Annotated in this window: 9 protein-coding genes; 8 read left to right on the top strand and 1 reads right to left on the bottom strand. The window is 48.9% G+C overall.

Annotation, left to right across the window (positions count from 1 at the left end; all coding sequences use genetic code 11):
- Positions 1–513: 513 nt before the first annotated feature.
- The 3 genes from E2H98_RS11055 to E2H98_RS11045 all read left to right on the top strand — a co-directional run bounded on the left by E2H98_RS11055 (position 514) and on the right by E2H98_RS11045 (position 3,107).
- A complete protein-coding gene (locus E2H98_RS11055) occupies positions 514–1,431 on the top strand; it encodes a hypothetical protein (RefSeq protein WP_133591018.1) in 918 nt (305 codons plus the stop codon).
- A gap of 113 nt (positions 1,432–1,544) precedes the next feature.
- Entirely contained in the window at positions 1,545–2,810 is a 1,266-nt protein-coding gene (locus tag E2H98_RS11050; protein ID WP_133591016.1) for a hypothetical protein, read from the top strand.
- 72 nt (positions 2,811–2,882) lie between these two features.
- Positions 2,883–3,107, top strand: a complete 225-nt coding sequence (locus E2H98_RS11045) for a hypothetical protein (RefSeq protein WP_133591014.1) — start codon at positions 2,883–2,885, stop codon at positions 3,105–3,107.
- Positions 3,108–3,219: 112 nt separating this feature from the next.
- On the opposite strand, the gene E2H98_RS11040 is transcribed toward E2H98_RS11045, so the two are convergent.
- A complete protein-coding gene (locus E2H98_RS11040; protein ID WP_133591013.1) occupies positions 3,220–3,477 on the bottom strand; it encodes a hypothetical protein in 258 nt (85 codons plus the stop codon).
- 609 nt (positions 3,478–4,086) lie between these two features.
- On the opposite strand from E2H98_RS11040, the gene E2H98_RS11035 reads away from it, so the two are divergent.
- The 5 genes from E2H98_RS11035 (at position 4,087) to E2H98_RS11015 (ending at position 12,999) form a co-directional block, all read left to right on the top strand.
- Positions 4,087–5,439 carry a hypothetical protein gene (locus E2H98_RS11035; RefSeq protein WP_133591011.1) on the top strand — a complete coding sequence of 451 codons (1,353 nt, stop codon included), beginning with the start codon at positions 4,087–4,089 and terminating at the stop codon, positions 5,437–5,439.
- Positions 5,439–6,233, top strand: coding sequence for an SAM domain-containing protein (locus E2H98_RS11030; RefSeq protein ID WP_133591009.1), 795 nt, complete (start codon positions 5,439–5,441; stop codon positions 6,231–6,233). The genes E2H98_RS11035 and E2H98_RS11030 overlap by 1 nt, the downstream gene beginning before the upstream one ends.
- A complete protein-coding gene (locus E2H98_RS11025; protein WP_133591007.1) occupies positions 6,234–11,126 on the top strand; it encodes a coiled-coil domain-containing protein in 4,893 nt (1,630 codons plus the stop codon).
- On the top strand, positions 11,119–12,219 hold the full coding sequence (locus E2H98_RS11020; protein WP_157591355.1) for a Wadjet anti-phage system protein JetD domain-containing protein: 1,101 nt from the start codon (positions 11,119–11,121) through the stop codon (positions 12,217–12,219). Before E2H98_RS11025 ends, E2H98_RS11020 begins: the two co-directional genes overlap by 8 nt.
- A gap of 75 nt (positions 12,220–12,294) precedes the next feature.
- Positions 12,295–12,999 (top strand): hypothetical protein, encoded by a 705-nt coding sequence (locus E2H98_RS11015; protein WP_133591003.1) that lies wholly within the window; start codon positions 12,295–12,297, stop codon positions 12,997–12,999.
- Positions 13,000–13,552: the final 553 nt, after the last annotated feature.

Below are 13,552 nucleotides of genomic sequence, written 5' to 3'. Positions count from 1 at the left end.
GGAAACGGAATTTTCTCCCCGTGTGTAAAAATCGACTTGGAGCGCGGAGTTCTTTATGTCCCCGTTATTGAAATCGCGAGATTTTACTGGGGCACATCCACCCGGCTGATGCAATTAATCGTTTCTGGCAGGGCTGACGCGCTAACAGACTTTATCGTTCCGCAGAAACAGGATAGTAGAGGCTTAGTCCAGAGAGTTGGAGCGGGGGGTATCCACTTCGTACTTCGACGAGGTCTAAGTTTGTACGATGCATGGCCAATATCCAGGTTAATCGTAAGTGACCATGCACGCGCCAGTGCCAAATCCATATACGCGCTCTTATCAGGTAAGGCCCAAGAACAACGCATAGCCGACTCCTTCAAATATTCGCCAACACCAATATTTCCATTCTCCGGAGATACCGACTTGACGTGCAAAGCGCTACCGCTTACGGGTATTGATGATACCGTCCCAGCATACTTGGCTGTGCGTCTTCTTACATGTTCACACCCTTTCCCTGTCGAAGACCTATTCGTGAGTAAAGAGGAAGACTCGTCGACAACTGTATCTGACGACTCGATTTCGGTGCCATGTGGAAATGGTATTGCCGATAGAGACCCCACAGGAAAACCAAGTTTAAGCCCCCGCCCTCCTGCCAGCATGCGGGCACGAAGTGTTTTGAGAATTGAAAGCAATCGCTTCAATTGGTTAAACGGAAGGTCGATAAATCGAGTTCCACCGATAAAGACCGAAGAAGGTATTAAGCAAATATTCTTGGACATTGACCCAGGCTCAGAGCTTTCAACGGGTCCGTTTACATCGACACTTAATGAAACCAGCAAACTTGAGGTTCAGAGTCTCGACCCGCAATGGCACACAACAAATCAGCAACCAGCGCAACGACTAATTGAGCCAAAAGAGCATCAGGCGCAGTTCAACATGATTGTTCATGCACTTTGTTTCCTGGAGAGCATAAAGGACAGGTTAAAAAACAAAGGAAGCGAATCATTTCTTCACAGTTGGAGTGTGATTTCGCTTGGCCAACAAACACGCACACGTCGACTCGATCTAGACAGCTTAGTACCAACAACGAATGTTTGGGATTGTGATCGATGGTGCTGCGTGCGAGAAACTCCTCTGAGACCCAGGATGTATCAATGGTTTGAATTAGAAACCAAGCTGGGAGCGTACTATATCCTCGAAATTGAACCTCAGCACCCTGTCGGGGGAAGCGCAAATGGAACTTACATACTCCAGTTTGGCACCGGGCAAAAAGCATCGTTTTATGAGCTTTCCCACTTCATTGATAGATTGGTGACGGAGAAAGAAGCTAGAACCATGCGAGGAATGCTTGCGTACAATTGGAAGCGGACGAGTGTGCACCATACTGAAGATCGAGAAATAGAGCGCCTTGCATCAAGTATCGTCAAGGCCGTAGCTAGATTATCATGAGCGGCGCCATAAATGCGCGGCACTGGCTGCTCATAATCATACAGAATGAATAGCGTTATCAGCATTGCCAAAATTGAGCTGAAGCAATAATGACAGATGCGGGAACAATAAGTATGAATATCTCTATATCTCCTGTTATTTTGACGGCGACCATCATTGCCGTAGCTGTCCTTTACGCAATTTATCGGAACAAGACAAAGATCAAAAAGAATCTATCTACATGGTTCGCTACGTTCGCATTCATTCTTGGCTTTCTTTCTTCGACGTTAATCGAACTCAATGCGAATGGTATAGAAAAATTAATTGAGGACAGCTTTCTCAAGGCATTGATTGGAATTGAAGGTGTTATCCTAACGGCTGTATTGATAGTTGTAGCGCTAGCGCTCGGTATCGGATTTACTTATAAAAAATCAGAGTCAGATGAAGAGTATCAAGAAGTAACAAGAAAAGCCCTGGAAACCGCAAAAGAAATTCTCACCGAGTCACCGCCACGTCATTTTATTAATTCATTCTCAACGCACTACTTCTATGTTTATCAGCAGTATCGCTCGACAATTGATGAGATTATCAAATACAAATACAGGAAAGCCGATAAGGATGGCCGCATCCTTACGCAGTTAGAAATCCTGGCTACACTCGCCAGCACGATTCGGATTATTCAAAAAAGCCTGCTGCACTTGGTGAAGAGCTGGGATGAAAATCCTGGAGCAGAATACCGTGCCAGCTTGATGCTCTACCACCCCACGAATACCCTCATCAAGAACGATATAGCGCCTACGGATATAGGATTGCATTTTTTTGACCCAGATGTCTGGCCCAATGGCAACACTGGGGTACTCCTGCTACTCACCGATTTGACGACAGCGTTACCCGTTGACGCCGTTGAGCGTGACGAGCGAAGTGAGTCTGCCGCGACGGATGGACAAGCTTTTGTGTTCTCTCTTCCTGTTCGAAATGCCAATCGTGATCGCCGCAAAGCGGCATTGGATAGAAAAGTCCGCAACCTCCCGGGAGGTCCTTGTGCCTTGGCAGAGGGGTTCGACTGGCTTCATTCTCGTACGAACGTAATAGATAGGTGTGCGAGCTTCGACCAAATCATCCAAGAACAGGTTAAAGAGTATTTCTCACCTAAGAACGAGACAACCCTGAGTATCTGCTCTTTTGTCAGCATGGGACTTCGGCGCGCACAGACTCAAGGTCCTATAGGGGTTATTAACCTTGTATCTGACGCTGATCTCATCTTGGATACCGAAAAAAAGGCCAAATCTTTCTATAACCTGGCTACACCCTACCTGCTCCTACTTGGGGAGCTGGCGTGGCAGTTCCGGGACCTAGGAACTTCTAACGTAGAAACTGGTCCCACCAAGCCCGGATTGTAAATATTTATTGTGTGCGATGAATCATCGCGAGTTTTGCATTAGACTTCGGTTACACAGGAACGGGGTACAACTATGAATCTGCTATTTCAGCTCGCCACCAATCAGACGAGTTTGGCGGATAACACCAGCAAGGAAATGCGGGCTCTGGAAAAATTGTACGATGAAGTACTGCATGATGTGCTGGTTAATCCGCCCTCGGAAAACGAACTTTATAGTCGACCTGCTACGGCTAAGTTGCGCAAGGCTCGTGAAGCTGCACTGAAGGCTATTATCGTCGACACGCCAAACGGCCTTTGACCCGTTTACCTCATTTTTTCTAATCTTGTGACGCCCATCATTGGGCGTTACTACTTTCTGGGCATCGCTGAATAGCTAGATTGTTTAGCCGCGCGAATTACTTAACAGGGAATCAGCCCTTTCGCCGCAGGTACGCATTTTTTGTCTCCTCCGTTTGTCTGCGGCCTAGAGCTTCTTCGTCCTTCATAAGGAGTTTCCGCTGCCGCTCATTCTCCTTGATTGCCTCAACCGATGTGCGCCGCTGAGCTTGTAGCCAGCCACACTCAAAATCATTGAACTGAGCCGTACCCATTGGATATGGATTATGGAGCTCTCCCTTATTCTTGGTGAAACTTAGAAAGCCTTCTTTGTATTCATTTGTATGACTCATATCTCCTCACTAAACAACTCGCATTCCATAATGTCGAAGTAAAACGGCAGGATCGAGTACTAAGCCAATTGCAGCACCTTGTCCCCCCTTTTGGCAACTCTCTGCTTCTTCTGAAAGTCTCAATGTTTGATCTTTGTGTTTCATCTAACTTCCCACCGCCTCCTGAATGAACATCACTTTGATTGAGCGACTTCCTAGTCCGTATCAGTATGCCGGTCAGCCGTTCCGGCCAATGTGCTCAGTCATTTTCGTAAAGCGTCAGCAATTGACCCGGAAGGCATCCTATCAATACAGGTTGGCCCAAAGAGCTGTGCACGGCAATATCTCCATGCCAAGGCTGCTTGGTAAATCCAAATGCTCATCATGTGCTCTGCTGCTTTGCAGCGTTAAGCAGCTAACGATTTGAGATACTCCAATACATTCGGTGTAACGCGAGCTTTTGGGCGCAAAAAATGCGCTCCACGATTGTCATACTTGACGTGTATACCGAACTACTGCATCAATGACCAATTGGCTGGAGCTTAAGCTTGCCAGATTGGCTGACAGACTGATGAAGGGAGTCGAGCGGCCATCCAGAGATGAGTCTTTAAACAAATATGGTGTCGGCATATGGACTGCTTAGCACTGCTGAAAATCAGCGCCCGGTTAATTGATTTACATGATTCATTGCGAGCGCCGGGTAATTCACCGGTCTACAGTCAGGAGAATAGACCTGGCTTGAAAGATGGCCGTTATATCGATCTCGCCGAGGCTGTTCTGGACTTGCTTCGAGAGCATGCGCATCGCTCGGGAAATGCGTTTGTTGGATTTGAGACGCTGTGCACCGAAGTTCGATTAAGCCGACCTAGCGCGGATCCGGACGATCTCCGCTATGTATTAAATGTGCTTTCGCGCTCCACCGAGCTTTGGACGATCGTGCGAGGCGATGATGTCCCACAACTGGTAAGTGATAAAGCGACGGAGTTAGTTGAGAAAGCATATTACGCTGACGACTACCGACTTGCTCCAACAGGCAGGGTAGCAATTGCGGTTGCGGGCAATATTCAGAAGTTCGCTTACACCGAAGGTGACGTTCTCAAGCTACTGCGAGCGATTCAAGCGGGTGATTTTTCCAACGTACCGATATTCTGCGCCTCCATTCTCGACACCATTCGTTATGAAAGTGTTGACCTTAGACAAGCCATTGAAAAGGGCTTCGTCGATCAACAATCAATCGTCTACAAAGAACAACTGCCTCGCTACCGACAAGTGATCAAACACAGTGCGGAACTCTTACGCCAGGCAGATGCGGAGTTAAAGTCGCTCAGAAAGCTTGAGCGCGACGAACTCGACCAAACACTTCCAATCGATATTTTTGTGCTCGAACAGCACCTGCTTTCGGTATATCAAGCCTTGGAGGCCTTTGGCCGGGAAATCTCTGAGCTAACGTCGCTCGCTGCTCAGCGTCGCGTCTCCGTTGTGGAAGCCCCTGACTTCATTGAGGCAGCACTTCGATTGGTAAAGAGCCCCGCATCAACCAGTCAATTGAAGTACTTCTTTCGTCAATTTGGACCTCTTTCTTTTGCAGGGAAGTATCCCTCTCCTATGGACGCAGCGGGAAAAGTGCGAATTCTACCCACAAAAGCAATTCACGCCGTTCAGTTCGACACCGATGGTGCCGCCGCTATTACCAATGACGTGCGCCTTGTTTTCCTGGAGGCTCATAGAGCGGAGATTGTCACCAGATTAAAACAAGGTCCTCTCTCACTTAGCGAAGCAACGAGTAAGGGCTGGTGCTACGTCGAGGGACAGCCCGCATGGGAGGAACTGCTCGGAATTTTCGTTGCACCTTGGTTTCTCAGCACAAATGCCAGCATTGAGGTACGCGTACCAAAGGAATTGGACCGCCTGTCACATCCAGACGTTGGGACGTACGCAATGGCAGATCTAGAGCTAATTTTACTCAATCAAGAGGCTAACTGATGACGCCAATTTTTATGGGCCAAGTCATGGCGCACATGCTGAAAACGAGAAAGCTGGACAGCACCGCGAGTAAGCGAAAATCGAGAGTAGATGAGCATTCATTCGCTCTCGCCTTACGCGACGCAAGCTTGGACGAACGAGCGGAATTAGAGGCATTGTTCCGCGGATTTGGATATGACTTGGTGCACTTCACTGACTTTAACACTCAAGGAATTGCGCCAGGCGGACACGTGTTTTTGCTGCTCCGTCGACTAGATGAAGTCAATGAGTTATTCAGCGAGTCATGGATAGATGAGTATATGCAGCTACGAGGAAACAGCGTAACGGAGCGACGAATTTGGTTTGTCCAGATTTGGTTTGTGCTTTTCAGTCTTTTCTATACGAAGCGAAATCGAGTGATAACGGAAGTTTCTCGTTACGTCGAAACCAACTTTACCCGCATGGAGCTTGCTCGATCGGTACACGAATACATTAACGAACTTGTCAGAAAACTGGGTCCTGATTCATTGGATGATGATGTCGTTTACAAATGCTTAACCTCTGAGACCGGGAAACAAGTCGAACAATATTGCGATCGCTTTCTGGATTTGATGGTCGATGGCGGCTTACTTGATCGTCTTGGAGAGGACCGCTACCGGCAGTCGTTGCTCAGCTCAGCAGAAATGCGCAACAACCATTTACAGGGTCTAGAGCCGTGGCTAAGCACGATCGGAGCGATGGATTCAAATCCGCTGGAGTCAGGCCGCATTTTACTCGTTCGACCTGATGAGCGTGCGGAGCAACAGGAGTCATAAATGGCTGTCATTACTCGCATCGAAATCGTGAACTATTTATGTGAAGGCTGGCAACCGAGTATGGGACATGCGCGCTGGAGTCCGCTTTGGCCAGCGAATACGCTAGTCCTTGGAGGCTTGTCAACCGCCATTCAAGTACCAAATGGTGGTGGCAAGACCTCAGTTACAAACGCAATTTTGTTTGTACTAAGCCGTGATCGGGAACTAAAAAATGAATTCCTGATTCGCTGCGCGCCAATGGAGGCGGGCTACAGCCATGTGCGAATAGAGTTTGCCATTCTTGATGAAGAGCTATCTCAACAACGCATTTTGATCGGCCCAGATGCGATGGAGTCGTCATCAAAGAGATATGTCATTGGCGTCTGCGCCAATCGAGGTGATGAGGATTTGTTGTTCTATCGGTATGCAGGAACGTTGGAAACAGCACCCGCGTATCGAATGGAGGGTTCCAAGATCGCTTTTACCCCGAACGATGAGTTTCGTCGCCAGGTTGCCAAGTCCGACTGGCATCGCGGAACGATTGCGGATTGGCGCAAGGTGGTTAGTGAGTTCATGAGCCCGGAGGTTGTCCGCCAGAACGTACAATTTCATCGAAGCGGTGCTGGGGATGCTTCCGCGACCTTCAAGAAAGTGGTCACGCAATCGGGCGAACGTTTTGACGAAGCGTATTTTCGGACAGTCGCCGCCCCACAACTACTTGCCAATCTAATGGGGGATTCTGCAGAGGAAGGGGAACGCGCGATTGAAGACACCATTACCATCTCCATGACTCGCTTTATTGATGCCAAACTCGAGGTCGAACGCAAGCAAAGCTATTTGCAGCATCGTCAAGCCATGGAGGAGGAATTCGCGCCAGTTTTAGACGCGGCAATGGCCATCCAGGAAGCGGAACACTCGTATCAAAAGCAATTGCAGGCGTTAGCCCGCGATGCCGCCTTTTTCGAATACTTCGCCGCACAAGGAGACACCGCTCTGCCTGGCATCCCCCGTGATGTCAGCCTCCCACAAGTGAGCCAGGAGGTGACCCAATGCCTTGCCGGAATGGCTCTAGATAAGGATGGCAGCATCGTAATAGCTGATAGCGCTATTGCCCAAATAGTAGGTAAATCCACTGGCCATCTAAATCAGGCTGCGGACCGCAGGTCAATCAACAGAGGACCCCTAACAGCTCATCCTACCAGCTCGCAAGTTATTGATTTTAACTGTGATATCAAAATTTTTGAAGGCTCAGGAGGCCGACAAAAAAAGACCCGATACTATGACCAAGACGGGGCTCGTGAGTTGGTCGCAAGATGCATTGGCAACGGAATAGATAAAAGTGCCATTCTGGACGCAGCCTTTGATGTTGCGGCTCAGCGGCTGGATACGAATCCGTTTCGCCAAGAGCAGCTCAGGCTTGGTAAGCGTATTGCGGAGCTGAAAGCTGAGATACTCGCCGCCTCGGCAGAGGGTGATGCCGCCGAAAAGCGAAGACTCGAATTAGAGCGTCAAATCACCCAGCGAGCGGAGAATCACGCTGCATATCAAGATTTTTGTGCGAAATCGGCTCTGCTACCGGAATCATTGAGATCTTCGCCTCTCGAGGCCAAAGAGTGGGTGGCTGCAGAAACTACAAGAAGGGATTCGGCACACTTGGAGCACGTCCAACGTGTCGCAGCACTAACCGAGAAATGGGAATCTTTTCTTAATTGGAAACAAGCGCTCGGACTTCAAAGTCCCACAGATCGACTGGCTGAGTTGTCTGCGCAGAAAAATGAATTGAGGCAAGCTGTCGCTCAAGCCCAGATTGTGTGCAATAGCAAGCATGCGAATACCTTAAAGGTGACCCAAGAACTTAGCGAATTCCGCGCTGAACTTTCCGCGCTTCAGCATCAACAGGCAATGCTCTCGCCATTAATCAAACTGGATCAGCAATTTCACCAGTTGTTCGGGGATGTTGACCCACTCGTGGTGTCACCGCCTGTCGATAAGCGTATTCAGCTGCAAGCCCGCATTCGACCCAAAACCGAGGAATTAGAACAGAAGAAAAGTCTCCACCAGCAACTATGCGCACTGGGGAAAGAATATCGCCAATTCATCGCGCTCTTTGGCGAACGAAACCCGCTTGATTTGCGTCCAAAAGATGATTGGGCCAAGCTGATGCAATTAAAAAACAATGAGGAGCGGATTCTACTCACACACAAGCCACAAGCGGATGCGCTATCAAAGCATCTACGCGAGTATGGGATTTCCCCTTCAGAATGGCTACGTGACACCGATGAGAAACGAGCAGCAGCAGAGAGAGAGCATCACACTGCGCTGTTGGACATCAAGAGACTGGAACATGAACTAGACACGCTGGATGACTTATCGCTTATTCATGACGCTCGTTTTGAGCAAGCATTAGGTAATTTGCAGAGCGCAGGCATTGAATACGAGCCACTTCGTAAAGTAATTCTGGAGTTGGGGTCGAGTAAAGAGCGTTGTCAAGCGCTGCTCTCCGCATTTGGTTCGATTCTGGAAGCACCGGTTATCGACGGAATCGAAATGGTCCAGCAGGCATTAGCAACACTCCAGTCAGCTGATAACGATATCCCAATCATTATTCGACAGCCGTTGCTAGAAGCTATCCATAGCACCGGCACAATTACGCCTAACAGTGGCGGCGCCGTAGCGTTCATCGCCGGTGCCACTACACGACGAATTCAGGCTCTTATTGACCCTGAAGCGCTTGAGAGAATCAAGTGGGAGATACAACAGAAACTCACTCAGATACGGAGTATTTGCGACGCCGCAGCCTCACGGATAACTGAATGTAATCCACAGAGAAGCGAATACCGACAAGCATTACTTGCGCAAACGGCGGTACAAAATGACGCTGTCGCAATGGTTGATGCTGCTGATCGCAAGCTCAAGGAGCTGGAGTCAAAAATCACCATTGCTGAGCAACTGATCACCGAATCAGCTTTGCAAACACTTGCCAGGGCCGCTGACTACGTTCGCCACGGTGCGGACAACGCTCGTGACACCACCGAGCAGGAGATAGCTGAACTTCTCACCGACCTCGAATCACTTGACTCCCAGATCAAGGAATTGGAGATACTCACTTCACGGGAGGCAATCCAAGCACACGACGGCGCGGCACAGTTAGCGCGACTCGGTGGTTTAAAAAGGATCGACGAAATACAAACTGACATCGAGCGATTACGCAATGAGGTGAAGCACCGACATGATGTATTGAAGCAACTTGAGGATGAACGCGCAGACTCAGATCAGGCGTTCATGGAGCTTTCACTTCAACATCAGAACTTCCAAGACAAAATTGAGCCTCAGATGGCCGATTTGCGAAAAGTTATTGACTTCGAGGCTGAAGGGCATGCCCACTTCATGGAGAGGAAGGATGAGACCAAACAACAATTGAAAGACGATCTTGAGGCGCTGCGGCCACTCGCACAGGTGAGTTTTGAACGGGCACAGAGTTTTCAGGACCATCAAAATGACGATGAGACTGCGTTGCAGAAACAAATTGCTGAAGCAGTCGAGTCTAGAGCGAAAGCCGTGAACACCGCGCAGAGGGCCCAACGCGACCTCGAAAGAATGGACGCGCTACTGGGTACCGCTCGTCGCAATGCAGAAGCCTTGCATGAACTTGCTCACTTCCTGATTGAGAAACGAAAGCTGATTGTGCCATTTCTTGCAGATCTCTCTCAGCGGGAAGGCGGGGCGACCCCTGCTGCTGCCCATGACCTGTACAAGAATGCTGAAGACCTTAAGTTTGATTTGATGGACTGGCAGCATGACAAAGGGCCATTCGATCCGATGCGGCTAACAGCTCTACGCACAGAAATCGAAGAGGTAGATGTAGTTCAAAGCGGAGCTGCCGTTCGAGATGCCAAAAGGTGCGTAGAAAGGGCTCGAATGGACTTTCAGTCACGACGTTCCAGCTTTTGCGCCAAGGCGACAAACAGTGAGGATAACGCACTATCTCAGGCCGAAATTGAGGCAATCCAGGCGGCAAATAGCATTGAGCAACTTCAAGCACTTGCTCGCCTTGGTGATCGATTGCGTCAGGACCTCGCATTGGAACAATCTGAGCTCGAAGAGTTGCAGGAGGCTGCCAGCACGGTTGAGACCGAGAGCATAGCTACTCTATCTCGCTTGGTTGAAAGTTGCCGTATGAATTTAAAGACCATGAACGATGTAATGGCGCGCAATCCCAACGCACGATTCTTTGTTGAAGCAACAATCATCTCCGACGAAGACATTCTCAAACTCATGAAAAAACTTCGCGATGGTATTGAGGCACGGAAGCGAGATGCCACAACAAAATCGATTTTCGGCAAACGTGATAGCGATGACCAATCTATACGAAATGACGTACGTCGCGCACTCATTGATGGGATTTTTGCCGAGCCTTCAGTTCAGTTTCGCCATGTGGGAATGTGGGGCGGTAAAACCCAACCGATTCAGAAATCCTTGTCTGAAGGACAAAAGGCGGCGTTGCAAATGATGTGGCTGATCAAGGAATCAGAGTATCACCTTGAATGTGCTGTACGCAGACATCTAGGGGGTGGCGCAAAGAAGAGGCTACGCGATCGCTCGCAAAGAATTCTCTTTTTCGATGGTCTTTTTAGCAACCTAACTGATCGAGCGCTGATTGATGAGGCCTTTAAAGGTTTGGGAGAGGCAAACTCCAACCTACAGCTTATTGGTTTGATACATAACCCTGAGTACCGTAATAATGCGAGGATATTTCCGTCGCTGATCATTGGCCGCAGGGCCGGCTGGCGATCAGTTGAAGGTGAGCGTAGCTTTATTCGATTTGAGGATGGTCGGCCTGATGGAACCATCGGATTCGCTACCTTTATAAAAATGAGTGCGCACTCAAATCAAAATGAGGTGCGGCATGAATGAGCTGGAAAACCAATTGTACTCCTGGCTGCTGAGACGCTCATCATCATCCGAGACTAGGCGAATTCGCGCAACAAACTTAGTCAACGTAGCCGCAAACCAATTACATGTAGATTTTATTGAGCTTCGTGAAGCGTTTCGCAATTTACGAGACCAAGGCTTAATCGATTATGCACCCGACCGCCTGGGTCTCCCCTTTGCTGGATTCGCCACCGTAGCACCAAGGGATGCTGATTGCTCTCCTTCCCGCGTTGCGTGGCAGCATGCGCTGTCTCGAATCGACTTGAGCAACGAACTTCGTTCCGCCCTCATCCCACTGCACGAGATGTTCGCTGACTTGAATGATGAAGATATGATCTCAATCGTGGCGGGACTACATCGAATACAAGGAGCAACATGTGAAGACAATGACTCATTTGGGTTCAGTGTAAGCGCCAAAGAGCTGCTGGGTTCCTCAAAGATTCTTGAGCGCTTACCACAGAATGTTAAGCGCATTCTTGGCGTAGCTAATCTACCCTCAACGCCACGTTATCTAGTTGTCGCAGGCCCAGCCAATCCCAAAGCGGTTTTACTCATTGAGAACACAACCACTTATGAGGAAGCCGTCCGCGCTGGGTTGGATGCGGACATCACCTTGATCGCCGCGTATGGATATGGACTAAACATGATGTCAGACAGCATTGCTGGTGGAAGTTTGGTTGGTAGCATTTTGGGAGGCCAATATGAGGTGCTAAGTCGAAGTGGCGCGTCTCATCAGATTTCGAAACTATTAACACATCCACAACTGCTTTTTTGGGGAGATCTTGACAGGGAGGGCCTACGCATTGCGCTTTCTCTGCGCGAAAAACTCCCGCAACTGCGCTTGAGTGCGTTGTATCAACCCATGACAGAGATGGTACGCGACACGCGCACATCCCACCCGTACTCAATGGCTTCAGGGAAAAACGGACAACAAGAGTGGAAAGGTACAGGGCTCTGGATGTTTGACAAGTTGGCAAGCCTTTGTGATAGCCGTGCTGTTGACCAGGAGGCTGTTCGCATTGAGCTGCATCGTGAATTCGCCGGTCGAGCGTTAACCGAGAAAGAGATTAATTAAGGCCGCAGCGAATGCGGATACAACATGAAACATGATATCTGTCAGCAAATAGATAGTTCTTATGGGGGATCGTAAATGGAAACGATTTATACGTCCAATCACGAGCAAGCGGCTCTTGATGCCATTGACGTTGATGAATTGGAAAGGTTTATTGACCGATGCATGGAAGAAAGGAGGCTTCTTGACTCATCAAAATTTAGCCTTTCTAGCTGCGGTCCGTATGTCTCGTCGGCATATGGTGAGTTTCAGCGGGCAATGCGCAATTATGTCGCTGCTAAGTCAGTCAGGAAGATTGACGAAACCAGATTTGAAGCGTCCCGAGCGGGAGATGATTTGGCATCAGCAGTTTATCGCATGAAAGAAAGAGTAGAGGTGGAGCGAAAAGAGAGAGAACTCTTTTATGTCGATGATGACATTGCGTGGCCTTACGCGTTTACTGAGAAGATGACCGTGCGCGTAAATTATCAGTGGCGAGAGTCAGTGATGGCTGAATGGAAGCGCCGTTCGATTACGTTTTCCCACTTTGCAAAGCTCGCACCAACATATACGCTGCCGTACACTAAGCGCAAGCCAACGGCCTCTAAGTTAAAGGAGGAGCAACAGGAGAGCTTGGCTCGTGAATGGAGGAACTTGAGATTCTCGGCTCTGTGTTCCGTGCGGGATTATTTCAGAGATGGTGGCGACGGCAACGCGATTCCGAACGAATTCAACGTGCGGCCAGACCCTTATACCCGAGGACTGAATAACTACAGCACACGGTTTTGGCGAGAGGAAGTGTGAGCCGCGCTACATGCCTCATTGGATGCGCCTTTAAGACCTCATACAAATGTATGTGGATAGGTAAAATGTTTACCATGCGTTGAGCAGGATAAGTCAATGAGAGTTAATTCGAAAACAACGTCAAAGCGCCACTTTTCCATAAAGGAACATGACTCGCTCTATCAGGATATCCTGGATTACTTGGTCGTTCACTACCCAGACCCCATCGATTTTTATCCGCGAGACTTGCCATTTTTCGACTCTAACAATTTTCATCACTGTAATTTGCTCATAGTTGATGGGGTTCGATACTTGCAGGAAACAGGATACTTGCGTTTTAACAGTTCATACAAGGGATTACCGATTCAGCAAGTCGTCCTTACCCCGTTCGGATACAAAGAGGCGCTTAGCAAGACACGCGGCCTGCTATCTGGCTCGGTATCAATGGTTCAGTTCATAAGGAATCAAACCGCGAGGGTTAGAGACGAAGGGCTCTGGTTGTTACTTAGTGAGTCCATTCGTGCACTGGTTAAATTTGTTAGATAAACGGAAGCTTGTACCTCGCTGGTTTGAG

Origin of the sequence: Permianibacter aggregans (assembly GCF_009756665.1) — a bacterium.
Lineage (GTDB): Bacteria > Pseudomonadota > Gammaproteobacteria > Enterobacterales > Permianibacteraceae > Permianibacter > Permianibacter aggregans.
This window is presented reverse-complemented; position numbering and strand designations above follow the sequence as displayed.

Coding starts and splice junctions, on each gene's coding strand:
- E2H98_RS11050 (WP_133591016.1), top strand. CDS start 1,545: ATGAATATCTCTATATCTCCTGTTATTTTGACGGCGACCATCATTGCC.
- E2H98_RS11045 (WP_133591014.1), top strand. CDS start 2,883: ATGAATCTGCTATTTCAGCTCGCCACCAATCAGACGAGTTTGGCGGAT.
- E2H98_RS11040 (WP_133591013.1), bottom strand. CDS start 3,477: ATGAGTCATACAAATGAATACAAAGAAGGCTTTCTAAGTTTCACCAAG.
- E2H98_RS11035 (WP_133591011.1), top strand. CDS start 4,087: ATGGACTGCTTAGCACTGCTGAAAATCAGCGCCCGGTTAATTGATTTA.
- E2H98_RS11030 (WP_133591009.1), top strand. CDS start 5,439: ATGACGCCAATTTTTATGGGCCAAGTCATGGCGCACATGCTGAAAACG.
- E2H98_RS11025 (WP_133591007.1), top strand. CDS start 6,234: ATGGCTGTCATTACTCGCATCGAAATCGTGAACTATTTATGTGAAGGC.
- E2H98_RS11020 (WP_157591355.1), top strand. CDS start 11,119: ATGAATGAGCTGGAAAACCAATTGTACTCCTGGCTGCTGAGACGCTCA.
- E2H98_RS11015 (WP_133591003.1), top strand. CDS start 12,295: ATGGAAACGATTTATACGTCCAATCACGAGCAAGCGGCTCTTGATGCC.